This window comes from Rhodopila sp., from assembly GCF_965277825.1.
In the GTDB taxonomy this organism is placed as follows: domain Bacteria; phylum Pseudomonadota; class Alphaproteobacteria; order Acetobacterales; family Acetobacteraceae; genus Rhodopila.
This window is the reverse complement of sequence record NZ_OZ255846.1, coordinates 3569245-3594827: the sequence shown is the minus strand read 5'-3', so window position 1 is coordinate 3594827 and position 25583 is coordinate 3569245. Positions and strand designations below refer to the sequence as shown.

Below are 25583 nucleotides of genomic sequence, written 5' to 3'. Positions count from 1 at the left end.
CGAAGCCAAAGCGGCTCTCACGGCCGGCGGACCCCGGATCGGCAAGGGCATCACCCGCGTGGATCCGTCGCCGGATGGCGGCCTGTCGTAATGCCGCTGCAAAGCATACGCACCCCAGTCCTCGACATCGGCTTTCTGGAATCTGGATCGTCCGCGGGCCCAGCCGTGATCCTGCTGCATGGCTGGCCATCAGACGTCCACGATTACGACGGCGTCGCTCCGCCGCTGGCCGAAGCAGGCTTTCGCGTTCTGGTGCCCTGGCTGCGTGGGTTCGGGCCGACCCGCTTCCTGGACGCCGAGACCCCCCGAAGCGGTCAGCAGGCCGCGCTGGGCGCGGATGTCCGAGACTTCATGGACGCGCTGTCGATCGAGGCGGCTATCCTGGTCGGCTACGACTGGGGCGGACGCGCCGCATGCGTCGCCGCCGCTCTATGGCCCGAACGAGTCACCGCGCTGGTCGCCATCACCGGCTACGGCATTCAAGATATCGCTGCCGCTGTCCATCCTGGCATGGCGGAACAGGAGTATCGCCACTGGTATCAGTGGTATTTCCACACCGATCGAGGCCGTAACGGTCTGATAGAAAACCGCGCCGAGGTTGCCAGGCTGCTATGGCATCTATGGTCGCCGAACTGGGCCTTCGACGATGCGACATTCAAGACCACCGCGGCCAGCTTCGATAACCCCGATTTTGTCGACGTAACGATCAAGTCTTATCGACATCGATACGGAAACGCCCCCGGCGATCCTGCTTACGATAACCTGGAAGTCGCACTGGGCAAACAACCCACCATCGGCGTGCCAACGATCGTCCTGCATGGAGAGGCCGACGGCGTTGGCCCCCCGGCCGGCTCGATACCGCGCGACCGTATGTTCACCGGGCCTATGGAACGCCGGCTGATCCCGCGCGCCGGACACTTCTTGTCGCGCGAAAATCCGCAAGACGTCGTCGCCGCGGTCGAGCGCCTTGCCGTTGCCGACTAATAACGATCCCGCTAACACAGGGTCAGGGAGATACCGCCATGAAAATCATCCCAAGCGGCCAAACGCTCGGCGCCCAAGTTCAAGACATCGACCACGCCACCGCATTATCGAACGACGCTCTGCGCACAGTCCTGACCGCGCTCGGCAAGCACGGCGCCCTCTGCTTCCCAAATCAGACCTTCGACACCGCGGCCTTCGCGGCGTTCGCCAGGCGGTTCGGTGACCTCGAGGTCAACGTCGCCAACAAATTCCACGAGCCCGATTTTCCCGAGGTCATGATCCTGTCCAACCGGACCGATCCCGCCGGAAAGCCGGTCGGCCTGAACGATGCGGGGCAGGGCTGGCACACCGACATGTCCTACAGCAAGGACATCGCGCTCGCCAATGTGCTGCACGCGCAAGCCGTGCCGATGCGCAACGGAAAATCGGTCGGCGAAACCCAGTTCCGCAACATGCACGCCGCCTATGACGAATTGCCCGATGAGGTGAAACACAAAATCGAAGGACACACCGCCACCCACGACTTCGAAAAGTTTTGGGAAGTCATGCGCCTCCGACCAGGCTCTCACCGCGCCAGGCTGACAAACGAACAGCGGCGCAAGAAACCGCCGGTCTCGCAGCCTTTGGTGCGCATCCATCCGCTGACCGCACGCAAGGTCTTGTACGCCAACCCCGGCTACACCATGTGGATCGACGGCATCGAGCGAAGTGAAAGCGACACCATCCTGGATTACCTGTTCCGTCACCAAGAGCGGGCCGATTTTCTCTACGCCCATCACTGGGCGGTCGGTGACCTGCTGATGTGGGACAACATCGGCACAGTGCACAACGCCGTCGCCGATTACATGCCGAACGAGCCGCGCTACATGCGCCGGGCGCAGGTAATGGCGACGCTGGACTACACGTCGCTGCTGCAGCATGGTCGTGACGGCCTAGCCTGAGTGGCATCGACTTTCACCGGTAAACGCATCGTCGTTACCGGTGGCGCGCGCGGCATCGGCATCGAAACGGTGCGCGCGTTCATGGACCACGGCGGCCATGTCATCATGGCCGATGTCGACGAGGCCGCCCTGTCGCGCGCCCAGCAGACCCTCGGTCGCGTGCGCCTCGGCGTCATCGTCTCGGCTCTTGAAACGCCAGCGGAATGCGCCCGTGTCATAGAGGCCGCCGGCGCACCGGTCTACGCGCTGGTGCATCTCGCTGGCCTGTTTGAGCGGGATCATCTCGACCCCGAGGACCACGGCGTGTGGAATCGCGCGATCGCCGCCAATCTGACCAACGCCTACGACATGGCGGTGGCGTTCTCCACGCGGTTCGACCAGCGAGAGCCGGCGCGCATCGTGCTGACCAGCTCCGTTGCCTACCGCCGCGGCAGCGCGGACCGTGTGCCCTACGCCGCGGCCAAGGCCGGCATCGTCGGCCTGACCCGAGCCCTGTCCAGGAAGCTGGCGCCGGATGTACTGGTGAATGCGATCGCGCCAGGCGTAATTGAAACCAAGATGGCGGACCCGGTCATCGCCGAACGCGGCGAGGCCTATCGAATGGAGATCCCGTTGCGGCGCTTCGGCAAGCCAGCCGAAATCGCCTCGGTGATCCGCTTCCTCTGCTCACCGGACGCCTCCTACATCACCGGGCAGACCATCACGATCGATGGGGGAATTACCAACGCCTGATCGCCGATCGACAATTTCCACTGATACATCCGCCAGCACACGCCCAAGCGCCGACCTGGTCTGCGCGCCCTGGGCTGCGTGGTCTACCCGACGCGGGCAATTTGGCCGGAATGCGGGTCCATGGTAAATTTTGCTACGACCGAACCATCTGGAGTTGCCAGACTGAAGCCGATCGGACCATCCGTTGTCGGCGCGACGTCAGTGACTTTCCACGCATGGTTCCCGTTCCACAACAAGAACCCCTCGACGATTTTCTGCACGTCGGCAGGCGACAGTTCACGGTCCGGCTGACGGTAGATCAGCGCGAATGGGCGCATCCCCTGATGATGGTGCATCCAGGCTCGCCCCTCCGGACCAGGATGCTCCCAATGGCCGGGTCCGCGATCCTCTGACGAAACCCGATCCAGTTGCTGCGTCGGCGCCGGAGCCGGCTGTGCTTGCGATAGCATCGCCCCCGTGGCGATACCGCCTGAAAGGAACGCCGCGGCAGCGGCCAAGATGGTTCGACGCATCCGATAACTCCCTGATTGCGACCACCGCTACTTGGAGCGCCCATCCGCGTCACATCCGCGACAAATTGCAATAAAATGCAACGGTCGTTTCGGACCGGCCGTACACGTCGTATGTAACAGGATATGGACCAGACCCCACACATCCTCGTCATCGACGATGACCGGGAAATTCGCGATCTCCTGGGCCGCTTTCTGGAAAAGCAGCGCATCCGCGTGACCGCCGTGCGCGACGGCAAAGAGGCGCGCCGTGCTTGGCTCAACGGCCACTACCAACTCGTTGTGCTCGATCTGATGCTACCGGGCGAATCAGGCCTCGACCTGGCGCGCTGGCTGCGCACGCAGTCGGATATCCCGATCGTGATGCTTACCGCGATGGGTGAGGAAACCGACCGAATCATCGGTCTGGAACTTGGCGCCGACGACTACGTGCCGAAACCGTTCAACCCGCGTGAACTGCTGGCCCGCATCCGCGCCGTGTTGCGACGCTCCGGCGACCAGGCGGAGACCCGCCACGACCCCTCTGTCCGCGGCTATCGCTTCAACAACTGGACCCTCGACCCCGCCCGCCGTCGGCTGCTCAATCCCGATGGCGTCGAGGTCGCGCTGACCGGGGGCGAATACGACCTGCTACAGGCGCTGGTCGACCGGGCCAATCGCGTGCTGACCCGCGACATGCTGCTGGACCTGCTGCGCGGACGCCAGGCCGGTCCGTTCGATCGGGCGATCGACGTCGCCGTGTCCCGCCTTCGCCGTAAGCTGGAGGATGACGGGCGAAACGCACAGCTTATCAAGACCGTTCGCGGCGGCGGCTATGTCCTGGCTGCGACCGTAGAGCGGGCATAGACGCCACGGTCAAGGTCCGTGGACATGCTACAATACAAAGCGTTAGAGCCTACCCAGCCATCCTCCCAACGCTCTGGCGTCGCGCGGTATTGCCGATCTACCATCAACCCGACGGCATGCATTCACGCCCCGGAGCGCGCATGAGAATCCGCCCTTGGCCAGGCAGTCTGGCCGCCCGCACGGCGCTGGTGCTGTTGCTGGGACTGATCATCGTGCAGATCGCCGGCCTGACCATTCATGCGCTCGATCGGCTGGACGTGCAGCGGTTGAGTCAGGCCCGCGACATCGCTGTTCGTGTCGTCAGCCTCTATCGCACCATCGCGCTGACCGACCCCCCAAGTCGCGCCGCCGTCCTGGCCGAACTGCATCGCGGCAACGATCTATCACCCACGCTCAGCGCCTCGCCGCCCGAGGTGGATATGCCGGAGATGCCGATACCCGAACAGCGTCTCATACGCGTAAACATGAACCTCGTGCCGCTTGGAGGTCCAAAGCTTCGCTGGCAGCAGATAGCGATCTACGGCGGCCACTCCTGGCATCAGGCGGTTATCGGGATGCGCCTGCCGGACGGCGAGTGGCTTAACGTCAAAGCAAAGCTGGAACCGCTGCGACCCTGGCATTCGCCAACCTTCCTGGCGGCCTTCGTACTGATGACGGTCACCGCGGCGGCGTTAACCCTGTGGGCGGTGCGGCGCCTGACCGCGCCTGTCCGCACCCTTGCCGAAGCCGCCGAAGCGCTCGGCCGCGACGTCAATGCCTCCCCATTGCCCGAGAACGGCCCAACCGAGGTTGCCATCGCCGCCGTGGCATTCAATACCATGGCCGCGCGTATCCGCCGCTTCGTCCAGGATCGGACCGAATTGCTGACCGCCATCGGGCACGATCTGCGCACACCCATCACCCGCCTGAAGCTGCGGGCCGAGTTCGTTGAGGACGACGAGCAGCGCGCCAAGATCCTCGCCGACCTGGAGGAACTGGAGGCCATGGTCTCCGCCACACTCGCGTTCGGGCGGGATGCGCGCACCACCGAATCCGTCACCCAACTCGATCTGGCCGAACTGTTGCGAACCATCCTGGATGAGGCAGGAGACGCCCACCCCGATGTGCTGGACAAGCTGAACTACGAGGGACCAGCCCATCTGACCGTTCAGGCGCGCTCGCTCGCGTTAAAGCGAGTATTCGTCAATCTCGTTGCCAATGCGGTCAATTATGGCGGCTCGGCGAGGGTACGCCTGCTCCAGGCCGAACATCGGGGTGTCATGGTGGAGGTCGAAGACGACGGTCCGGGCATTCCGAGCGGCGATCTCGACCGGGTATTCGAACCGTTTCACCGCGGTGAGCCAAGCCGCAACCGGGAAACCGGCGGCGTTGGTCTCGGACTGCCGATCGCGCGAAACATCATGCGCGCCCATGGCGGCGACGTGACGATCACCAACCGTCCGTCCGGTGGTGCCAAGGCGATCGTGACCTTGCCGATTTAGCCATATGTTCAAGCATGGCGTCGGTGCCAACCCGACTTCTGTGGCGCGCACCGGATCAAAGCGGCTCCATATTGCGGGTCGGGGTCAGAAATCTCGGTCTCGTATCCAAATCCGGCAAGTCAATCCGACGCGTCCTGCTTGGTCAGCCACGCCTCAGCCGCGTCACCCGCGCCGGACGGCAGTGGCGCATCCGGATGGTTGATCCAGGCCAGAATATCGTCGATCGGCGCCGCGCGGTCCTTGTCGCGCAGCAGCAGGTGATAGCCCGCCGGATAGAAAGCCAGCACAGCACCACCGTGGCCGACACGCGGCAGCGCCCGCCACATGGCGGCGGTCGCCTTCGGCGGAACCAGTTCATCACGGCCGCCATACAAGAACAAAGCCGGCGCGCGGAAATGCGCCGCCGCCGCCAATGCCTGATCCATCAGGTCCACCAGCCCCTTGATCGCATCCACCCGGGTTTCCCGCAGTGTCAGCGGATCGGTCGAAAGCCGGATCAGTGCCGCCCGGTTGTCGCTGGCGGTCACCTTCACAACGCCTCCGCCGGTCACCTTCATGCCCGGCACGGTATGATCGGCCAGCCACAACGACCCCCGCAGCAGGATGTTCATCTTCGAGCGCCCCCAGACCGCGGGTGCGATGAGCACATAGCCATCCACCGGCGGCGGGTGCGGTTCGGTCGCCATGACCATCATCGCCGCGGCCCCCATGCTTTCCGCCATCAGGATCAGTCTGGCCCGCGGATAGCGTGACCGCAGCAGCCGGACCATGACCCGGACATCAGCCACCAGGCCGGCGGTGCCCGGCCAAAGACCGCGCGTGCGGGTCGCGCCGAAGCCGCGTTGATCCGGCGAAAATACCGCCATCCCAGCGGCCGCGAAGTCGGGGGCCGGATACTCCCACGCATCGCGACTGTCGTTCATGCCGTGCAGCGCCAGCACGACAGTGCTGGGGAAACCTCTGGGCAGCCACTCCCGGTAGGGCAGGGCGGTGCCGTCCGGCATGACGAACACATCATCCGTCTCGGTCGGTCTCTCCACCGCCGGACCGGGCGGGGCGATCCGGCCGACACATCCGGTCAGCACCGTAGCCACTAGCAGCAGGACCAGCAGCATGCCGGCGCGCAGCGGTTTCAAGGGAGACTGGTTGAAAGCATTCGCCGCATCGCTATCATCAGCCCGCGTTCCAGACCAGACAGAGGATCAAGATGCCGGACGGCGCCGCCCAAAATACTGGCCTCCCAGCGACCCCGACCGAGATCATCCATGTCGACTCCCGCACCGCGGCCTGCGATGGCGGCGACGGCGCCCTGGGCCACCCAAGGGTTTTCCTGCGCATCCCCGGCGAGCAGGTGATGTGCCCCTATTGCTCACGTCTCTATGTCCTGAACCCGGGAGCGGATCACGCCAGCGGACATTGACATCGCCGGAGAGATCCCGGCCGAGCCCGAGGTCGCAACCCAGAAACTGCACCTGATCCTGATCGACGGATCCGGCTTCATCTTCCGCGCCTTCCACGCTTTGCCGCCGATGACCAGACAGGACGGCACGCCGGTGAACGCGGTGTACGGCTTCACAAACATGCTGGCCAAGCTATTGAAGGAGCACGTCGGCACCCATATCGCCGTCATCTTCGACGCCGGCCGTCTGACCTTCCGCAACCGCCTCTACGACCCCTACAAGGCACACCGGCCGCCACCCCCTGATGAACTGATCCCGCAGTTCGCCCTAGTCCGGGAGGCCACCGAAGCGTTCGGCGTCCCCGCCATCGAATTGCCCGACTGGGAGGCTGACGATCTGATCGCCGCCTATGCCCAATCCGCCGTCACCGCCGGCGGCCAGGTCACCATCGTCTCCTCCGACAAGGACCTGATGCAACTGATCCGGCCCGGCGTGGACATGCTGGATCCGATCAAGCAGAAGCCGATCGGTCCGGCCGAGGTGCTGGAGAAATTCGGCGTCACACCGGACAAGATGATCGAGGTGCAGGCGCTGATCGGTGATTCGACCGACAAAGTGCCCGGCGTGCCCGGCATCGGCCCAAAGGGCGCGGCGCAACTGATAAACGAGTACGGCGACGTCGAAGCTGTGCTGACCGCGGCGCCCGGCATGAAGCCGTCCAAACGGCGCGACATGCTGATCGAGCACGCCGACAAGGCCCGTATCTCGCGCGAACTGGTCCGATTGAGGCTGGACACGCCACTCCCCGTGCCGGTCGAGGCCCTGGCCCAGCGCGATGCCGACAGGATGGTCCTATCCGCATGGCTAACCCGACAAGGCTTTCGCAGCGTCGCCGCTCGGCTCGGTTTGGACGCCGACACTGGCGCCAAACCGACCACTGGCCAGCCGCAACCGTCGTCCGAGACAGCGCCGCCTCCCGCACGACCGGCCGGATTGCAGCCCGACCTGGGCCTCACCCCGCCGCCCACCGAGAGCGGGTTTGGTCCGTACGACAGCGTCACCACCGCCGACGCCCTGCGTGCCTGGGTCGGTGACGCCCTGGCCGCCGGTCAGGTCGCGATCAACACCGCAACCGACCGCCCGGACGCCATGCGTGCTCGTCTGATCGGCCTGTCGCTGGCCGTGGCGCCAGGACGCGCCTGTTACGTGCCATTGGCACATGAGGTGCTAGGCGAGCAGATCGGAACCGACCAGGCAATCGAACTGCTGGGACCGCTGCTGACCGACGCTTCGGTGCTGAAGATCTTCCAGGACGCCAAGTTCGCCATGCTGGTGCTGTCGCGCGCCGGCTTCCCGATGCCCGCACCGATCGACGACACGATGCTGATCTCCTACGCACAGGACGCCGGTCTGCACGGACATGCGCTGGACGACCTCTCGAAGCTGCACCTGGGCCACACGCCACTCAGCTTCGACGACGCGACCGGCACCGGCCGCAACCGGGTGCCGCTGGCGCAAGTTCAAATCGACCGGGCAACGGCCCCGGCGGCCGAAAATGCCGATGTCGCACTGCGTCTGTGGCAGACGCTTCAGCCTCGGCTGCGATTGAACGGCGGCCTTGCACTGTATGAACAGACCGAGCGCCGCCTGGTCCCGGTGCTGCTGGCGATGGAGCGTGCCGGAATCAAGGTCGATGCCGACGATCTGCGACGCATGTCGGTTGACTTCGAGGCCCGCATGGCGGTCATGGAGCAGGACTGCCACCGCCTGGCCGGCCACCCGTTCAACGTCGGCAGTCCGAAACAACTGGGTGAGGTGCTGTTCGACGAACACAAGCTGCCAGGCGGCAAACGGATGAAGACCGGCGCCTGGGGAACCGATTCCTCGGTGCTGCAGACGTTGGCCGATCAGGGATTGGAACTGCCCACGCGTATCCTCGAATGGCGCCAGTTGGCGAAGCTGAAGTCGACCTACGCCGACTCGCTGGTCAACGACATCAACCCCGACACCGGGCGGGTGCATACATGTTTCGCGATGGCGGTTGCTTCCACCGGGCGACTTTCGTCCAACGATCCCAATCTGCAGAACATACCGATCCGCACCGACGAAGGCAGCCGCATCCGCCACGCCTTCATCGCCGAACCCGGCCATGTGCTGGTCAGCGCCGACTACTCGCAGATCGAACTGCGGCTGCTCGCCCACGTCGCCGATTTACCGGTGCTGCGAGACAGCTTCGCCAACGGCGAGGACATCCACGCCCGCACCGCCAGCGAGGTGTTCGGAGTGCCGATGGCCGGCATGGACCCGATGACCCGCCGCCGCGCCAAGGCCATCAACTTCGGCATCATCTACGGCATTTCCGGCTTTGGCCTGGCTCGGCAATTGGGCATCTCGCCTGGGGAGGCCCGACTCTATATCGGTCGTTATTTCGAACGCTATCCGGGTATCCTCGCCTACATGGAAGAGACCAAGAAACAGGCGAGGGCCAACGGCTACGTCGTGTCGCCATTCGGCCGACGCTGCTGGATCTCCGGCATCGCCGACAAGAACAGCGCCCGACGCGCCTATGCCGAGCGTCAAGCGATCAATGCGCCGCTGCAGGGCGGGGCCGCGGATATCATCAAGCGAGCGATGGTGAAGTTGCCCGCGGCTTTACGGGCCGAGGGGCTTCGGTCCCGGATGCTGTTGCAGGTGCATGATGAACTTCTGTTCGAGGCACCGGAGCACGAGGCCGAACAATTGGCCGTGGTGGTTCGCCGTGTGATGGAGGGTGCCGCGGTTCTATCCGTCCCGCTGGTGGCCGAGACCGGGGCAGGGCGTACCTGGGCCGCCGCTCATTGACGGCGATCGTCATCCATCGTCGCAACGACCGCCAGCAACCGCTTCTTGCCCCCGCAACTGAAACACTATGATTGCGCCGTGTCGCCCATACCGGGTTTGCCACAACACCGCAGCTCAGCTTCGTCCTCGCCGACTATGCCGCGAAAATAGTTCGCCTTCGCCTCTTCTTGCTCGGATGCGGCTTGTTGCGCCGCCATTAGCGCGACAATGGTGGCAACGCCGGTCGAAAAATGCCTTTCCATCAGGACCGACCCCGCTCAAAGAATCGTTTCTGCTGACGCTGTTGGCTTATCCACCGCCAGATTCGGCGCGGGCGCCCCTCTGTTTCGAAAGAACATGCCGGCTTCAGCCAACAGCCCGGCTAGATCCAGCAGCGGATCCAGGGCGCCTTCCGCACCTTCCGCCGACAGTAGGGCGGTTCGTAACGCCGTTTCCGCAAGATGCCCGTGGCCGCCCTGCGCAAGACTGGCGGCATGCAGAAGACGCTTCTCATCGTTGGACAGGTGCTGACAGCCCGGGCAGTGAATGCTCATCGGCCGGATGACATGACAGGCGATTATGGTCATCAACCGGTTGACCGAAAAAGCGGCGTCGTACACGCCCGCACCGTCAAGGTCTTGGCACATTCGAGGCATCGGATCTTCCTCCTGACGAAAGGCGTCCACCCATGAGCGAAAGGCGACCAGCAGAACGCTCTCCGCTGGGTCGAGAGCAGCCGAATTATCGGGGTATCCCGCAAGTCGGACTGGTAGCCGGATAATCTGACCCATGCGCGGCGCTCCGAGGGTTGATGGAGCGGATATTACTTCAGATGAGAATGCGTCGCAATAGCGAATACCGACACGCGCTGTATTCCCGCCTGTCCGCAGTGGCGGCGCTGCGTGGAACGCTGATGAGTCCAAAGCAAGACGCCTTGTTCGCATCCCCAATTAAGGAATTGTCGATCCAGCCTGGGCCGATCATGACCTGGGGCAGGGGCAGGCCGCATTAGGGCAGGGGGCCCCTACGACCTTCGTCGCTCCCAGCGGGGCTTGGTTCTGGCGCTGAAAGCCAGAACCAGTTGATTCGTTCCGACAACCTGCCGGCGCTCGACCCGGAGTACATGCAATCGACGGCACCGACCATGGCGCCGTCGTCGGAACAGCTTTTCACTCAAACGCGGCAGATCGTCTCGAACGGCCGCCGGTCCTGCCGCCACTCAATAGCAGCGGCGCGCAACCAGTCCGGCGATCGTGCGATATACGATTACCCCACTTCGGCCGCCAGTTTATTGAGGTAGTAAGCCGGATCGCCGAACAACCGCTCGATCACCATGCAACGCCGGAAATAGTGCCCCACCGCGTATTCCTCGGTCATCCCGATCCCGCCATGCATCTGCACCGCGCTCTGCGATACATACCGGCCGGCCTGCCCGATCCCCACCTTCGCCAACGCGATATCCCGTGTCCTCGCGCCCTGCTCCGGATTGTCGATCGACATGGTCGCCAGCATCGCCATGCTGCGGCCTTGCTCCTGCGCCATGAACATGTCCGCCAACCGGTGCTGAACCACCTGATACGATCCGATCGGATTGCCGAACTGCACCCGGGTCTTGCTGTATTCCAGCGTCATTTCGTTCATCGCTTCCATCGCCCCGACTGTCTCACCCGCGCTGGCAGCAATCCCGGCTTCCACCACACGCTGGATGATCGGCAACCCGCCGCCGACCCCGCCAAGCACGTCGGCATCCGAAACGGAAACGTTTGACAGGGAAATATCCGCCGCCCGCGTGTCGTCGCGGCTGACATAGCCGCGCCTGGCGACGCCTGATGCATCGGCATCCACTAGAAACAGCGTGATGCCGTCAGCATCGTGGCGATCACCACCGGTTCGCGCGCTGACGATGATGCGGTCAGCCGTCGCGCCATTTGCAACCACCGTCTTCGATCCGTCCAGCACCCAGCCCGACCCGTTCCGCTTGGCCGTCGTCACCACATCCGTCAAGTCATAACGAGCCTGCCGCTCGCAATGCGCAAACGACATCTTCAAACGACCCTCGGCGATCGCCGGCAGCACAGCCGCCTTCTGCTCCGACGACCCGGCGACGTTCAACGCCATCCCGGCCAGCACCACCGTCGAGAAATACGGCTCCAGCACCAGCACCCGGCCAAACGCCTGCATTACCAGCATGACTTCCTGCGCGCCGCCGCCGAAGCCGCCATATTCCTCCGCGAACGGCAAGCCCAGCAGGCCCTGCTCCGCGAACTGCGACCACACCGCCGGAGAATACCCCTCCGGCAACGCCATATACCCCTTGCGCTGAGCGAAACCGTAAGTCCCGCTCAACATCCGCGTGACGCTCTCGACCAGCAGCCGCTGGTCGTCGGACGGTTCGAAATCCATTACAGCCCCAATACCGCTTTGGTCAGGATATTCTTCTGGATCTCGTTGGTGCCGCCGTAGATCGACGCCGCCCGCAGCATCAGATACCCGCCGGTTCCCGCACTGCTGGCTTCCAGCATGTCGTCCGGCTCGTTCAACGCCGCCAATTCCTGCGCCCAGATCGGCGTCGCCATCGGCCCGGCGACATCGACCGCCAGTTCCGACGTCGCCTGCAGCAACTCGGTCCCCTTCACCTTCAGCACCGACGATAGCGGGTCGGGCTTGCCGGCGCCCTTCGCCTTGTCATAGGCCGAAACCACCCGATACTGAGTAATCTCCAGCGCCTTCATATCCACCTGCAACTGAGCAATGCGCTGACGGAACGTTTGGTCCTCGATCAGCGGCACGCCGCCGAAGTTCACCTCTTTCGCCATCTTGAGGGCCGAACTGACCCGTTCACGCGATTTACCCAGACGGGCAATGCCAGTGCGCTCGTTGCCAAGCAGGAACTTGGCCACATCCCAGCCTTTGTTCTCGGCATGGATGCGCATGTCCACCGGAACTTTCACATCGTCAAAAAACACTTCGTTCAGGTGGTGTGCGCCATCGATCGAGATGATCGGCCGTACCGTGATACCCGGAGTCTTCATGTCCACCAGCAGGAAGGAAATGCCCTCTTGCCGCTTGCGCGCATTCGGATCGGTGCGAACCAGCAGGAAACACCAGTCCGCATTATGAGCGGTTGAGGTCCAGATCTTCTGCCCATTCACCACGTAATGATCGCCGTGCCGCTTCGCCGCGGTTTTAAGCGACGCCAGATCGGACCCCGCCCCCGGCTCCGAAAACCCCTGACACCACCAATCATCAAGATTGGCCGCCCGCGGCAAAAAGCGCTGCTTCTGTTCGTCGGTGCCGAAATGAATCAGCACCGGCCCCAGCATGGTGATGTTGAAAGACAACAACTCCGGCGCTGGAGCCATCAGGTTTTCTTCCAAAAAGATCATCTTCTGGATCGCCGTCCAGCCTGGTCCGCCCCATTCCTTCGGCCAGGACATCGCCGCCCAACCCTTCGCGTTGAGGATCCGCTGCCAGCGCACGGTGTCCTCCTTGTGCGGCGGATGCCCCAGCTTCATGCGGTCGCGAGTGTCCGTCGGCAAATTGTCGCGAATGAAGCCGCGGACTTCCTCGCGGAAGGCGCGTTCTTCCGGGGTGAAGCGAAGATCCATCGATTGTCCCTCCTACTGGTCGGTATGTTTAATCGTGCCTAGGGTACTGTGCAATCCGGCTCACCGAACCAGCGGCGGCGCCTGGTCCTTCGTTCCACGACGCGGTCCGTCATCCGCCAGAACCGGACGCCGGGGTGATGGTGCATCGGTCCCCGGCTCGGACCGACAAAGCCCCGGTCCTGCCGGCGTTCACCGGATCGGGGAAACTGAGTGTGGGACGTCCGTTCACCGGGTCTCCCAGCACGTCGACTGAACCGGCGCCAACCAGGACATCGCTCCCGCCGCAGCTTACCGAAAGCGTTGCAGCCGGTTTGTCATTGCCACCACATCCAGCCAGTAGGAGGGGAAGGCATAGCCAGCCTAGCTGCCAGAGGCGCATTCAGATCTCCATCTCGTCAGTCCCGCAGCCTAGCCGCTTGTGTCTGCCAGGACAGACACACCGGCGTCACCGGCCCCGAAGCACCCGAAGCATTTCGCGATACTGTCGCTCCCGCTTGTCGTCGTTGACCACGAGCACAGCCCAGATCGCCGCCGGGATCCATCCCAGCACGGTGAGTTGCAGCCCCAGGCACAACAGGGCCTGAAAGAAGCGCCTGCTCAGAAGCAGCGCAAGCCAAGGCAGCAACACGGCAACAGCAATCATGGACAATCCTTGTGGGCGCCGTGGCGGCTCGAGATAACCGACGGGGCATGTCGAGAGGATCATAACAGATCAGCCAACCCAGACGGAAACCCGCGCCATCATACGCCCATCCATCGTTGGGCTTCCAAACGGTAGCGTTGTCGTGACAGGCGTCGAGGCACCGACCGGCAAAGAAACTTGATCGTAGCCCTGATTTCGTTGACACGGCCGGAAAGGTTGCGACAGAGATCAGCAGCCAGACATGAGCCCCTCTCGCTTGCCGCCCGCGCGGTGCCGTCCGATCGTCGCAGGCACAGCCAGCGCCCGTCGCGGCTTTCGTTGCGAGCGCTGTCCGGCGGCATGATGCATGGATCGACGCAATGACCCAGAATATCTACGACGAAACCGCCTTCTTCGAGAATTACAGCCAACTCGGCCGCTCAGTCGAAGGATTGGCCGGCGCCCCGGAGTGGCCCGCTTTGCGAGCGCTGCTTCCCGATCTCGGCGGCCTGAGAATCGTCGATCTCGGATGTGGCTTCGGCTGGTTCTGCCGCTGGGCGTGCGACCAGGGCGCTGCTCGGGTTCTCGGGCTTGACATATCCCAGAAAATGCTCGCACGAGCCGCCACCGCCACCGCCACCGCCACCGCCACCATCACCTACGCCAGAGCTGACATGGAGCAGCTAAACCTGCCGTGTGCTTCGTTTGATCTTGCCTACAGCTCACTTGCCTTCCATTACGTCGAGGACCTCATCGGCCTTCTGAACAATTTGCACGAGGCCATCCTGCCTGGTGGCCGGCTCGTATTTTCGATCGAGCATCCAATTTACACGGCACCGCGAAATCCGCGCTGGCAAGTCGAATCCGATGGCCGCAGAACTTGGCCGCTCGACAGCTACCTGAAGGAAGGTCGGCGCACCACCGATTGGCTTGCCAAAGGGGTCGTCAAGCAGCACCGCACCATCGGGACGACGCTCAACATGCTCATCCATACTGGTTTCACGATTACCCATGTGGAGGAATGGGGCCCGACGGCACAGCAGGTCGCCGCTAAGCCGAGACTCGCCGAAGAACGCGAGCGGCCAATGTTCATGCTGATAGCAGCGCAACGCTAAAACCAGCTTCCTCGCGGTTACTCACTAACAACGGCCGGCCGCCGCAGGTGCGAACCGTTACGGCCACCCCCATGGCTCGGGCGGTAGGATTCGAACCTACGACCAATCGGTTAACAGCCGATTGCTCTACCGCTGAGCTACGCCCGACCAGACCCACGGCAACGGCCGCTGAGAGCGCGCCTATCTAGTGTCCCCGCCGTGCCGGGTCAACCGCGTAAAGCAAAGCACTCAACGGGGTTGAGACGCCGTGGCGGACATTGCCGGCTCACCCCAGCGGCATCGGCGCCTCGATTATCGGCCAGGATGATGAAACGGCAAGTTGTCCAGGCCATGCGATACTGTATTATGGTGCTGTAAGCGAGAGTGGCGGAACGGTAGACGCAGTCGGCTCAAAATCGACCGCCCTTAGGGCGTGGGGGTTCGAATCCCCCCTCTCGCACCACATCGAGTGCGATAGCGATCCCTCCATAGCGTTGAAGATCTGGTATTCCATCTTTATTTCGTCACGTCCACGAATGCCGCTCCAGTCAGCCGCTCCAGGTCACCCGGGGTCAGCGCAAACACCGCTTTCGCTGACCCTCCGGCAGCCCAGATCGTCGAAAACCGCTCTAGATCGCGGTCCAGAAACACGACCGGCGCCACCGCGTGCCCCATCGGTGGCACGGCCCCCACCGCGAAGCCCGTTCGCTCCAGCACAAACGCAGCGTCCGCTCGGCTGATCTTCTGCCCCAGCAGAGCCGCGACCTTCTTCTCGTCCACTCGATTTGCGCCCGACGCGACCACCAGCACCGGCCGCCCGTCCGCCGCCTTAAACAACATGGACTTGGCAATCTGCGCCACGTCGCACCCAGTCGCCGCCGCCGCCTCGGCCGAGGAATGGGTGCTCTGGTCGAATTCCAGCACTCGGAATTCATCGCCCAAAATGGCCTGGATCCGCATCGCACCGTCGCTGCTGGCTGGCCGAATCATCGCCCTCGTATGTCCGAATCGCCAATTCCCGAACCACTCAAACCCGAAAGCTCGGTCCGCACGTCCGGTCGAACGAAGCCATCCCATGCGAACGCCCACCCGCGGATCCGCGGCCGCGCCCGCAGCAAGGGATTTTCCACGAAGACGTGCAGCAGCCACGCCAGCGGGATTGTCACACCGATCGAGGCTGCCGCGCGCGCGGCGATCATAAGGTATGGCGACATCGGCGGCAGCGCGTTCAGGAAAGGCTCCATTTCCAGCAACCCGATCAGGTGCGTCAGGTAGAACGGGTAACTGATCGCCCCGAGGAACAGCGGCAAGCGCCAGCGCAGAAACGGCAGTTGCCCTTGACTGACCGCGCCAACCAACGCCGCTGCCGCACCCATCTCCACGCACCGATCCACGCCGCCATGGCCCAGCAACACGTTGGCAAACAGCAGCGCAAGGATTGCCGCCGCCAGCAGAGACCGGCTGCGCCAAACCTGCTTCGGGATCGAGGTCACGCCGGCGCCCAGGATGAAGGCCGGCAGGAACATGATCAGCGGATTGCCGCGGCAAAATGGCAGCGCGGCGATCGACACCGCAAGCCCCAGCAGCATCTTCCAGGTGCTTCCCTTGGTCAGCCCCCAGAGCAGGAACAATATGCCACTGGCAACGATCTCGGCTTGCAGCGACCACAGCACGCCGTTCAGGCTGTGGCTGAACAACAGCATGTTCCGCGCCAGTTCATAGGCGGGGGCACTGGTGAAAAATCCCAGCAGCAAGCCACTGGCGATGGTCAGGGGAAGCAGCCGGTAAAGCCGGGCGGCGGTATATTCCGGCAGATCGCGGAAAAACAGCATGTCCTTACGGCGGAAGGATTCCCAGAGCACGTGGCCGCTCAGTGCGAAAAACACCATCACCGCGGCATCGCTCGGAAAGAGCGTTTCAAGGATACGCATGACGACCTGGGACGTCGGCATGGTTGGGAAATTCTTTAAGCTGGTTCCCCAGAGCGCCAAACCGGTAACCTGCTCATAGCAATGGCCCAGCGCGACCGACAGGGCGGCGATACCGCGCAGTCCATCGAGGTCTGGATTGCGGATTGCCACGCTGGCACTTTTGCTCAAGATGGCCCGCCCGCCAACACTCGACGGGCAATCCCGATGATCCGGTGCGCCTCCGACCATAACCCATACGGCTCGAGCGCATCCACCGGCGCCCACACCGCGGCGGTCACATCGGTAGCAGCCACCGGCTCGCCGGCTACCCAGCGCGCGGCGAAATCAAGGATCGTGTAATGGAACCGCACCCGGCCATCGGCGTCCCGCCGGATCGTATCGACATGGGCGCAGAAATGCAGGTCACCGACCACCAACCCACATTCCTCCAGTAGTTCTCGCCGAGCCGCTTCCTCGCACGTCTCACCGACGTCCTGCGCACCCCCGGGCAACGTCCAGCTACCCAGGTTCGGCGGCTTGGCCCGCTGACAAAGTAATACATGGTCGGCTTTTATCACCACGATTCCGATACCGACGAAGGGCCGGGTCGGATACTCCCGGTTCACTTGCCGCCCGCATCAGGCGTTCCCGGACTGGCCGTCCCCGAACCAGCATTCCCCGAACCAGCATTCCCTGCACCAACCGCGCTGGCGCCCGGCGCGCTCGAGCTGGGCGTCACCGAACCCGGCGATGATGGCTTCGCCGGTTCCTCGACCTTCAGGTCAGCCATCGAGGGCACCAGCGATTTCTCCTTCCAGGAACCGATCTCATAGGACCATCCGGCCAGGCGCCCGTTCATTCGATCCGCCTCGGCCTTCGTCTTGTCCGACGCAGACGACGCTGCAAAGCGCGCCCACACATCCCTGCCAGCGTGGAGCACCGTGACCTTCACCGCAAGCCCGTCGTCGGTCGTGAAAACCGAGTGTCCGGCGTCCGACCCTGGCGCATCCGCATCCGCCTTGACCTCCTGGAACGTCAGCAACTCCAGTCCGCGGGCCACGTCGTCCACCTTGTAGTCTTCCAGTTTCGGATGGTCGGCCGGCAGGGTCAGCGCGAATTTGCCATCCTGGCGTGCGAACGTCAGCGCCTGATCGCCCACCACGACCGATGCGATTCGGTCATGCGATATGTTCATTACATTTCGATCCAGCCAAAGCGACGCATCGGCATCCACCGGCAGGCTGCCCTCGGCGAGCCACGACTGGTTTTCGCCCGGGCGACGAACATAGACCTCCTCCGGCACGTCGGCCTGGCTGCGGACCCGCCGATGCCCGACAATAAGCGCCGCGACCGGTTTATCCGAGGCGTCCACCAGCCGCAGCAGATCGGCACTGGAAGACGTCCCGTTCGGGTCATCCACCCCCAGCCTGCTGAACGCCGCCGGGTCGCTCGTTCTGGGCTCCGCCAACCGGAGTTCGGTCAGTCCCGTCAGCATGCCGCGCAACTTGGCCTCCTGCACCGGGTAGTTGTGCATCGAGGCCACCCCCCAGCCGCCATCAGGCCGCTTCTCGATGACCGTCTGCTGGCCTTGATGGGTAATCTCGATCCGCGCGACATCACCTAGCTTGGGCGCCAGATTGGGAAACATCAGCTTCCCCCGGGCAACGGTGGTCTGTTCACCTGGGGTCAGGGGAGTGCCGAAATACCAGCCGCCCAATACCGCTAAGACCCCTAATACGACCAACGTCCCGACGCTGCGCGCCCTCATCGCCGCGCCCTCGCGCGTCGGCGCCGTTGCACGATCCCCATGCCGATCGCCAGCACTGTCATCAACGCTGGCACCAGGACGATGGTGAATATCCGCATCTCGTCCTCAAGGCGCGAGATATCGCGGTTCAACTCCAACTGCACTGCCCGCAACTTCTGCCTGGTCTGCAGCACGTCCTGCCGAGCCGCGCTGATCGCGGCCCGCTGGTCGGGGGTGATCACCGCGTCGGGCTTGGCATTCTCCCCGGTGTCGCCGGACCGCAGCGTGCGAAGATGCTTTTCCACATCGTCCAGATGCTGCTGCAACGCCTGCTGGGTCTGACGGAATCGCGCTTCGGCTTCGCTCTGCATCGCCGCCACCAAGGCAAACGGCCGGTTGGTATCGCCGCGCGACCGCAGCCCGATCAGCGCGTCGCTGCCAGCCAGCGTTCCGACCAGGTTGGCGACGAATGGCCCGTTGTCCGAGAACGGCGTCGCGCTCTGCTGCCCGAAGAAATCCGAAGTCTGCACCCAGAACCGATCGGCAAGAATATCCGAGTCCGCCACCACCACCATGTTCGCCGGACCATCCGTCTGCGCCTTGAACGGCGGAAACCCATCCGGTCGCTTCTGGCCGTTCGGCAGCCGCGGCGGCCCGGTGAATGCCGACTTCAGCACCCCGTGCACGCGCGCCGCGATGACCCGCGGACCGCCCTCGGGCTTGAACCCGGCCAGCACCTTAGCCGGATCCGGCGTCTTGACTTCATCCAGTGGGATTAACCCACTGCGGTCGCTGCTGCTCAGAATCGGCAGGAAATCGATCGACGCATTCGGCGCCTTCGACAGGAATCCCGAAGCTGCCACCGTCACCTGCTGTAGGTCAGCCGTTGCCGGGTCGTCGTGGTTGATACCGTCGCGGATATTGAACCAGGCAACGTAGTTCACCGCCTGCACCGCATCGTTGCCAGCCGCCCGCACCCGCCATGCGCCCGTCAGGTCACCGACAACCTGCTTGGGATCGAACACGATCCCCCATGCGTCGAACAGCTTCTTCAGGTCCGAGTGAGTGTCCTGCGGCGGTGCCCCAGAAGCCGACGGCGTCGCCGCCATCGCCTCGCTCCACGGATCGACCATCGCCATCAGCTTGCCGCCCCGCATCACGAACTGGTCAATCGCGTACAACGTCGCCGGCGACAAATTCTGCGCTTCCGCCACCAGCAACACCTTGATGTCCGGATCGATCACTTGAGCATCCGTCGGCACGGACTTCACCGTATTGGTCTGCCGCAACAGCACCGCGGATGCATAAGGCTGCCCGTCGGCGCCACGTCCCTGGGTCATCATCATGGTGCGCGGATCACCATCCAGCGGCAGCGAGGACATCACGCCGACCACCGGACGCTTCGGATTGGACAGCTCATAGATCAGCTTGGTCAGGTCATATTCCAGAAACCGCTCGCGCTCCGCCTGAAAGAACGGGATGATCCGCTCGTCGTCCTCCAGGTTGGTGCCGGCCAGCCCGAAATAAATCTTCGACCCACCCTGATCCAGCGGCACCCCCTGCAGGCCATACGCCATCGCTCGGTCCTCGGTATCGCTAAACGGTTCGGGATCGTAAAACTCCAGTCGGACCTTGCCGTTCGACGCTGAAGCGTAGTCGCGCAGCATCTCCCGCACGTGGTCGGCATAGCTGCCATAGGCCGGCACGGTACTGCCCAACTGCCGCGAGTAGAACAGCCGCAGCGTCACCGGCTCCTTCAGTCCGGCCAAGATCTGCTTCGTCCCCGGCGAGAGAGTGTAGATATGACCCTGCGTCAGATCGATCTGCGTATTCGCTAATCGAGCGTCGGCGAACATGTTGATACCGATGGCGATTGCGGCGGCGGCAATGACGCCAATGATGGAAAAAGACAGTCGGCGCATAGAGCTCAGTCCGCTTTCCGCTGATCGACCAGGACAGTGTTCAAGAACAGAAAGAAGCCAATGAACGTCGCGAAATAGATCAAGTCGCGCAGTTCGATGATACCCCGGGTAAAATCGGTGAACCGATCGATCACCGCGAGCCGCCGGGTGAATTCCCCCAGCGCCGGCACATTATGCGCCAGGAAGTCGTTGACGATCGGGTTGGAGGCGACGGCAAACACGAAACAGATCGCCACCGCCAGAACGAAGGCGATCACCTGATTCCGCGTCACCGCCGACATCGCCGCACCCACCGACAGAAACGCCCCCGCCACCAGCAGGCAACCGACATATCCCGATGCGATCACCCCATTATCCGGCGACCCCAGAATGTTGACGGCGATGACGAAGGGGAACGTCAGCACCAGCGCGATTGCGCAGAACGCCCAGGCGGCAAGGAATTTCCCCAATACCGCCTCACCCTGCGTGATCGGCAAGGTCAGCAGCAGTTCGATCGTCCCGAGTCGGCGTTCCTCGGCCCAAAGCCGCATGGTGATCGCCGGGATCAGCAGCAGAAAGACCCACGGAATGAAAGTAAAGAACGGATTGAGATCTGCCTGCCCGCGGTCGAAGAACTGCCCAAGATTGAACGTCAGCGCACCTTGCAGGACCAAGAAGATAACAATGAACACCGTCGCCACCGGCGTGGCAAAATAGCCGCGCAATTCCCTGGCGGCGACAACCAGCGTCTTCGTCATTCTGGCTGCCTCGTTACTATGCCGCCCGACGATGATACCGTTGTGTCGCAATCGCCAGGCCCACGACCACGATGGCGCAATGCACGCGCCACGATCACGCGGCCTGCGGCATCGTCAACGTCCGGAACACCTCCTCCAGGCGTCCCGAGGGAGCCCGCTGCTCCAGTTCGGCGGGCGTCGCGTCGGCGACGATCCGGCCGTCGGCGATTATGATCGCCCGCGAACACACCGCGTCCACCTCTTCCAGAATATGGGTCGAGATGACAATCGCCTTGTCCGGCGCCATTCGCGCGATCAGGCCGCGCACCTCGTGCTTCTGGTTCGGGTCCAGTCCATCGGTCGGTTCGTCCAATATCAGCACGGGGGGGTCGTGCAGCAGCGCTTGAGCCAGTCCGACCCTGCGCTTGAAGCCCTTTGAAAGCGTCTCGACCGACTGCAACCGCACACCATGCAGCGTTGTCAGTCCCAATGCGTGATCGACTCGGTCCGCCAGTGCCGAACCCGTATAGCCGCGCACCCGCGCGCAGAACCGCAGGAATCCCTCGACCGACATCTCCGGGTAGGTCGGCGCGCCTTCCGGCAAAAACCCCAACAAGCGTCGCGCCGCCACACTGTCGGTCTGCACGTCATGGCCCTGAATCCGAGCGGTGCCCGCGGTCGGGATCATGAAGCCGGCCAGCATCCGCATCGTGGTCGATTTGCCCGCGCCGTTCGGGCCCAGGAACCCCAGCACCTCGCCCCGTCGAACCGCGAACGACACGTCGTCCACCGCGGTGAATGCGCCGAAACGTTTGGTCAATCGCTCGATCTCGATCAAGGCCGGTTGGCTCGATGAATCCTCGATGCCAGTCGCCACGCTGCGTTCCCCTGCGTCCCCGTTGAGCGGCGGGCATACAAGAAACGCCAATCAATGCAACCGGGAAGCCGGATGTATGACGGGATATTAACTTAACGAAAAGTTAGGCCGTGGCGGCCGATCACGGTCAGCGACCCTGCCGCGGTTTGTGCAACAAGCTCTCAGGCAAGGTGGGGAGACCGTCTGTGTTGGCCCCGACCGCGATCGCGATCAGGCACAATCGAATAAAGAATCAACAGCGTCCTGTGCCAGGTCCGGATTACAATGGTGATGCTCCGAGGTCAGTGCACCAGCGTTATTGTACGGTGCATCGACCATGACCCGCTCAAACGCCGGTGCCTCTTCACCCGGCACCAACTCAGTCAGCATACTTTCGACCTGCTGCAAATGCTGGATCGCCCGCCGGATTCGCTGTCCGGTGACGTCTTGGAACGAGCAAGCCTCGAAGATCGCATTGACCTTCTCGTTGACCACGCCCATCGAGGCGGAATCGTGTTTGCCCTCCCGCAACCAGTCGCCGATGGCCTCGGCCGCTTCCATGATCCGATTGGCGGCCTCCTCGGTGGCCTGGACCACGGCCTCCAGTTCCAAACCACTGTTGCGGGTCGCGACCGTGGGTAGCGCAACGACGCTCGCTACTTGCTCACGAATGTCCGACAATTGCCGTGACAGGTTGGTTTCGCTGAAGTCCATCAAGTCCGAGGTCGCGTGAACCTCGACGCTTAGTTCCGCGATGCGCCGGTCGACAAAGCTTCGCAACGCGTCGATTTCAGTCCGGATAGTCGCGCACACCACCTGCTGAATTTGATCTGCCTGGTTCGCCACTGTGCCCGCCCGCGTTGCGATCGACTTCTGGAAACGGGCATCTGAGCCTAGTGGTGTTAACATTCGGTAAATGGCACAACCCCATGCAGGCTTGGTCAGCAAGCCGGCTTCGTGTGGGTCAGGCGTCACGCGATGGAACGGGCTCGATACCGCAGTTTATGGCCTGAGCCATGAACGCGACTTTGCGGTGAGGATACTGGTCCGTCGCCGGATCAGTGGCACTTGAGCTGCGGATAGTGCGGGAACCTGCAAACCCCAAGATAACGCGGCAACACAACGGTGACCATGTCCTCACCTCCAATTGTCGTAAAACAAGCCAACGTATAGTTACGAAGTTGACCCATTGGCACAGGGGCCTGGCGGTACATCAAAACGACCCGGCTCGGGCATCAGCTCGGCTCGATCTGCCGGATCACCTTCGAACAATCAGACATCTTTGCGTGGTTGGCCATTGCGAGTGGACGGACATCCGAGGTCTGTGTTTCCAGCATAAACCGCTGCGCTGGTGGTCGGCCACAGTCCTATCAGCCATGGTGCCAGCCGCCGCCTTCTTTCGGGCGGCTTCGCCGGACGGTATGGCGGCCCACCTCGCCCGTCTCTGTATGAAATCGCGGCTTCCCTATATATGCTTCGGCCGAACTCAAATGGAGCGACATCAATGAGCACGACACAGGAATCCGCCACCTTGGGCGGTGGCTGCTTCTGGTGCCTCGAGGCGGTTTTCAAGGACCTCCGCGGCGTCAACTCGGTCATGTCCGGCTACGCCGCCGGTCACCTGCCGAACCCGAGCTATAAAGCCGTCTGCGGCGGCCGCACTGGTCACGCCGAGGTGGTGCAGGTCAACTTCGACCCAAGTCAACTGGCCTACGCCGACCTGTTGCGGGTGTTCTTCTCCATCCATGACCCGACCACCCAAGACCGCCAAGGCAATGACGTCGGCTCGCAATACCGCTCGATCATCCTGACCCAGTCCGATGCCCAGGCCGAAACAGCCCGCGCGGTGATGCAAGAGATCGCCGACGCCCGGATTTGGCCCGCCAAGCTTGTGACCGAAATCGAGCCGCTGACCGAGTTCTACGAAGCCGAACCGGAGCACCACGACTACTTCGCTCGCAATCCCTGGAGCGGATATTGTCAGGTGGTGGTCGCTCCGAAAGTGGGCAAATTCCGCAAGCAATTCGCTGACCGGGTCAAACGCGAGGCCGCCGAATAGGCCACGTTCGCCGCTGCACGGCAGGTATCGGTGGGCAACCCTATCAAGCCGCCGGTTCGGTGCTGTGCCGTCGACGGCTGCTATAATTGACGCGGCTCACACGGCGCTATAACGAACCGGAAAAAGGGAGCGCCCCATGGATCTCAACTTCACCTCAGAAGAAATCACCTTCCGCGACGAAGCCCGGCACTTCTTCCGTAGCGCGGTTCCCGACTCAATCCGCGCCAAGGTCGCCGAAGGCGAGGGTCTCACCCGCGACGACATGATCGACGCCCAGCGTATCCTGCACAAGCGCGGCTGGGCCACGGTGAACTGGCCGGTCGAGTGGGGCGGCCAGGACTGGACCCCGATCCAGGTCTATCTGTACCAGGACGAGATGCAGCAGGCCAACGTGCCCGCGCCGATCGCCTTCAACGTCTCTATGGTCGGCCCGGTCATCGCTCAATTCGGCAATCAGGCGATGAAACAACGCTTTCTGCCCGCCACCGCGAATGTCGACATCTTCTGGTGCCAAGGCTTCTCGGAGCCCGGCTCCGGTTCCGATCTGGCCTCACTGCGCACCAAGGCGGAGAAGCGCGGCGATAAATACGTGATCAACGGCCAAAAGACCTGGACCACGCTCGCCCAATATGCGGACTGGATCTTCTGCCTGTGCCGCACTGATCCCACCGCCAAGGCACAGGAAGGAATTTCCTTCATTCTTGTTGATATGAAGACCCCCGGCATCACCGTCCGTCCGATTGTCACCATGGACGGTGGCCGGGAAGTGAACGAGGTGTTCTTCGACGACGTGGAGGTCCCAGCGGAAAATCTCGTCGGCCAGGAGAACAAAGGCTGGGACTATGCCAAATTCCTGCTCGGCAACGAGCGAACCGGCATCGCCCGCGTCGGCGCGTCCAAGGCCAAGATCGCCCGCATCAAGCAACTCGCCGCGCTGGAATTCGCCGGTGAACGCCCGCTGATCGAAACCGAGCGCTTTCAGGAAAAGCTTGCCGCCGTGGAGGTGGAACTGAAAGCCCTGGAAATGACCCAGCTCAGGGTGGTTTCGGATGAGCGCAAACTCGCCAAGGGCCGGCAAAACCCAGCCTCGTCAATCCTGAAGCTGAAAGGATCGGTCATCCAGCAGCAACTGACCGAGATCCTGATGGAAGTCGTCGGCCCCTACGTCATGCCCTACCAGCGCGACTTCGAGGGCAACAACGAGCCCATCATCGGCCCCGATTATGCCTCCGAGGCCGCGCCGATGTATTTCAACTATCGGAAAGTCTCGATCTACGGCGGATCGAACGAAATCCAGCGCAACATCATCGCCAAAGCCATATTGGGGCTGTAGCAA

25 protein-coding genes and 2 tRNA genes are annotated in these 25583 nt (G+C 63.0%); 11 read left to right on the top strand and 16 right to left on the bottom strand.

Features of this window, described 5'->3' with window-relative positions; translation table 11 throughout:
* The first annotated feature begins 90 nt into the window (after positions 1 to 90).
* Genes ACQY4T_RS17635 through ACQY4T_RS17625 form a run of 3 tightly spaced genes read left to right on the top strand, consistent with a single transcriptional unit; the run spans position 91 to position 2657 of the window.
* Positions 91 to 984, top strand: coding sequence for an alpha/beta fold hydrolase (locus tag ACQY4T_RS17635; RefSeq protein WP_428533341.1), 894 nt, complete (start codon positions 91 to 93; stop codon positions 982 to 984).
* A gap of 38 nt (positions 985 to 1022) precedes the next feature.
* A complete protein-coding gene (locus ACQY4T_RS17630; RefSeq protein WP_428533338.1) occupies positions 1023 to 1925 on the top strand; it encodes a TauD/TfdA dioxygenase family protein in 903 nt (300 codons plus the stop codon).
* The gene (locus ACQY4T_RS17625) at positions 1926 to 2657 is read left to right on the top strand and encodes an SDR family NAD(P)-dependent oxidoreductase (protein WP_428533335.1); all 732 of its coding nucleotides are present in this window, start codon (positions 1926 to 1928) and stop codon (positions 2655 to 2657) included. It abuts the gene before it with no gap.
* Positions 2658 to 2740: 83 nt separating this feature from the next.
* Here ACQY4T_RS17625 and ACQY4T_RS17620 read toward each other — a convergent pair whose 3' ends face one another.
* A complete protein-coding gene (locus ACQY4T_RS17620; protein WP_428533332.1) occupies positions 2741 to 3169 on the bottom strand; it encodes a hypothetical protein in 429 nt (142 codons plus the stop codon).
* A gap of 123 nt (positions 3170 to 3292) precedes the next feature.
* Here ACQY4T_RS17620 and ACQY4T_RS17615 point away from each other — a divergent pair, with 123 nt between their 5' ends.
* Together ACQY4T_RS17615 and ACQY4T_RS17610 are read left to right on the top strand one after the other, a co-directional pair.
* Positions 3293 to 4012 (top strand): response regulator, encoded by a 720-nt coding sequence (locus tag ACQY4T_RS17615; RefSeq protein WP_428533330.1) that lies wholly within the window; start codon positions 3293 to 3295, stop codon positions 4010 to 4012.
* 140 nt (positions 4013 to 4152) lie between these two features.
* A complete protein-coding gene (locus tag ACQY4T_RS17610) occupies positions 4153 to 5493 on the top strand; it encodes an ATP-binding protein (protein ID WP_428533327.1) in 1341 nt (446 codons plus the stop codon).
* A gap of 119 nt (positions 5494 to 5612) precedes the next feature.
* On the opposite strand, the gene ACQY4T_RS17605 is transcribed toward ACQY4T_RS17610, so the two are convergent.
* The gene (locus ACQY4T_RS17605; protein ID WP_428533324.1) at positions 5613 to 6629 is read right to left on the bottom strand and encodes an alpha/beta fold hydrolase; all 1017 of its coding nucleotides are present in this window, start codon (positions 6627 to 6629) and stop codon (positions 5613 to 5615) included.
* A gap of 71 nt (positions 6630 to 6700) precedes the next feature.
* Here ACQY4T_RS17605 and ACQY4T_RS17600 point away from each other — a divergent pair, with 71 nt between their 5' ends.
* Both ACQY4T_RS17600 and polA read left to right on the top strand, forming a co-directional pair.
* Positions 6701 to 6913, top strand: a complete 213-nt coding sequence (locus ACQY4T_RS17600; protein WP_428533321.1) for a zinc-finger domain-containing protein — start codon at positions 6701 to 6703, stop codon at positions 6911 to 6913.
* A 1-nt stretch (position 6914) separates the two neighbouring features.
* The gene (polA, locus tag ACQY4T_RS17595; protein WP_428542956.1) at positions 6915 to 9734 is read left to right on the top strand and encodes a DNA polymerase I; all 2820 of its coding nucleotides are present in this window, start codon (positions 6915 to 6917) and stop codon (positions 9732 to 9734) included.
* 65 nt (positions 9735 to 9799) lie between these two features.
* Here the strand turns inward: polA and ACQY4T_RS17590 are convergent, their stop codons facing one another.
* The 5 genes from ACQY4T_RS17590 to ACQY4T_RS17570 form a co-directional block, all read right to left on the bottom strand.
* Entirely contained in the window at positions 9800 to 9976 is a 177-nt protein-coding gene (locus ACQY4T_RS17590) for a hypothetical protein (protein ID WP_428533318.1), read from the bottom strand.
* Between the two features lie 15 nt (positions 9977 to 9991).
* The gene (locus ACQY4T_RS17585) at positions 9992 to 10504 is read right to left on the bottom strand and encodes a hypothetical protein (protein ID WP_428533315.1); all 513 of its coding nucleotides are present in this window, start codon (positions 10502 to 10504) and stop codon (positions 9992 to 9994) included.
* Between the two features lie 475 nt (positions 10505 to 10979).
* Complete coding sequence (locus ACQY4T_RS17580) at positions 10980 to 12116, bottom strand: acyl-CoA dehydrogenase family protein (protein ID WP_428533312.1); 1137 nt, start codon at positions 12114 to 12116, stop codon at positions 10980 to 10982.
* Positions 12116 to 13321, bottom strand: a complete 1206-nt coding sequence (locus ACQY4T_RS17575) for an acyl-CoA dehydrogenase family protein (protein ID WP_428533309.1) — start codon at positions 13319 to 13321, stop codon at positions 12116 to 12118. Before ACQY4T_RS17575 ends, ACQY4T_RS17580 begins: the two co-directional genes overlap by 1 nt.
* A gap of 445 nt (positions 13322 to 13766) precedes the next feature.
* Positions 13767 to 13964, bottom strand: coding sequence for a YqaE/Pmp3 family membrane protein (locus ACQY4T_RS17570; protein WP_428533306.1), 198 nt, complete (start codon positions 13962 to 13964; stop codon positions 13767 to 13769).
* Positions 13965 to 14323: 359 nt separating this feature from the next.
* On the opposite strand from ACQY4T_RS17570, the gene ACQY4T_RS17565 reads away from it, so the two are divergent.
* Complete coding sequence (locus ACQY4T_RS17565; protein WP_428533303.1) at positions 14324 to 15058, top strand: class I SAM-dependent methyltransferase; 735 nt, start codon at positions 14324 to 14326, stop codon at positions 15056 to 15058.
* A 72-nt stretch (positions 15059 to 15130) separates the two neighbouring features.
* On the opposite strand, the gene ACQY4T_RS17560 is transcribed toward ACQY4T_RS17565, so the two are convergent.
* A tRNA-Asn gene (locus ACQY4T_RS17560) sits at positions 15131 to 15205 on the bottom strand.
* Between the two features lie 210 nt (positions 15206 to 15415).
* Between ACQY4T_RS17560 and ACQY4T_RS17555 the strand changes: the two genes are divergently transcribed.
* Positions 15416 to 15500: transfer RNA gene (locus ACQY4T_RS17555), tRNA-Leu, on the top strand.
* 53 nt (positions 15501 to 15553) lie between these two features.
* Here ACQY4T_RS17555 and ACQY4T_RS17550 read toward each other — a convergent pair.
* From ACQY4T_RS17550 to ACQY4T_RS17515, 8 genes are all read right to left on the bottom strand, one after another.
* The gene (locus ACQY4T_RS17550; protein ID WP_428533300.1) at positions 15554 to 15961 is read right to left on the bottom strand and encodes a YbaK/EbsC family protein; all 408 of its coding nucleotides are present in this window, start codon (positions 15959 to 15961) and stop codon (positions 15554 to 15556) included.
* A 62-nt stretch (positions 15962 to 16023) separates the two neighbouring features.
* Positions 16024 to 17136: an acyltransferase family protein gene (locus ACQY4T_RS17545; RefSeq protein WP_428533297.1), complete on the bottom strand. Its 1113-nt coding sequence runs from the start codon at positions 17134 to 17136 to the stop codon at positions 16024 to 16026.
* Positions 17133 to 17573 carry an NUDIX hydrolase gene (locus ACQY4T_RS17540; RefSeq protein ID WP_428533295.1) on the bottom strand — a complete coding sequence of 147 codons (441 nt, stop codon included), beginning with the start codon at positions 17571 to 17573 and terminating at the stop codon, positions 17133 to 17135. Before ACQY4T_RS17540 ends, ACQY4T_RS17545 begins: the two co-directional genes overlap by 4 nt.
* On the bottom strand, positions 17570 to 18715 hold the full coding sequence (locus ACQY4T_RS17535; RefSeq protein WP_428533292.1) for a DUF4340 domain-containing protein: 1146 nt from the start codon (positions 18713 to 18715) through the stop codon (positions 17570 to 17572). Before ACQY4T_RS17535 ends, ACQY4T_RS17540 begins: the two co-directional genes overlap by 4 nt.
* Entirely contained in the window at positions 18712 to 20616 is a 1905-nt protein-coding gene (locus ACQY4T_RS17530) for a Gldg family protein (RefSeq protein ID WP_428533289.1), read from the bottom strand. Before ACQY4T_RS17530 ends, ACQY4T_RS17535 begins: the two co-directional genes overlap by 4 nt.
* 5 nt (positions 20617 to 20621) lie before the next feature.
* Complete coding sequence (locus tag ACQY4T_RS17525) at positions 20622 to 21353, bottom strand: ABC transporter permease subunit (protein WP_428533286.1); 732 nt, start codon at positions 21351 to 21353, stop codon at positions 20622 to 20624.
* 94 nt (positions 21354 to 21447) lie between these two features.
* Positions 21448 to 22209, bottom strand: a complete 762-nt coding sequence (locus tag ACQY4T_RS17520) for an ABC transporter ATP-binding protein (RefSeq protein WP_428533283.1) — start codon at positions 22207 to 22209, stop codon at positions 21448 to 21450.
* Positions 22210 to 22419: 210 nt separating this feature from the next.
* Positions 22420 to 23136 carry a hypothetical protein gene (locus ACQY4T_RS17515; protein WP_428533280.1) on the bottom strand — a complete coding sequence of 239 codons (717 nt, stop codon included), beginning with the start codon at positions 23134 to 23136 and terminating at the stop codon, positions 22420 to 22422.
* A gap of 556 nt (positions 23137 to 23692) precedes the next feature.
* Here ACQY4T_RS17515 and msrA point away from each other — a divergent pair.
* Both msrA and pimC read left to right on the top strand, forming a co-directional pair.
* Entirely contained in the window at positions 23693 to 24247 is a 555-nt protein-coding gene (msrA, locus tag ACQY4T_RS17510) for a peptide-methionine (S)-S-oxide reductase MsrA (protein ID WP_428533277.1), read from the top strand.
* A gap of 136 nt (positions 24248 to 24383) precedes the next feature.
* The gene (pimC, locus tag ACQY4T_RS17505; protein ID WP_428533274.1) at positions 24384 to 25580 is read left to right on the top strand and encodes a pimeloyl-CoA dehydrogenase large subunit; all 1197 of its coding nucleotides are present in this window, start codon (positions 24384 to 24386) and stop codon (positions 25578 to 25580) included.
* The last annotated feature ends 3 nt before the right edge of the window (positions 25581 to 25583 follow it).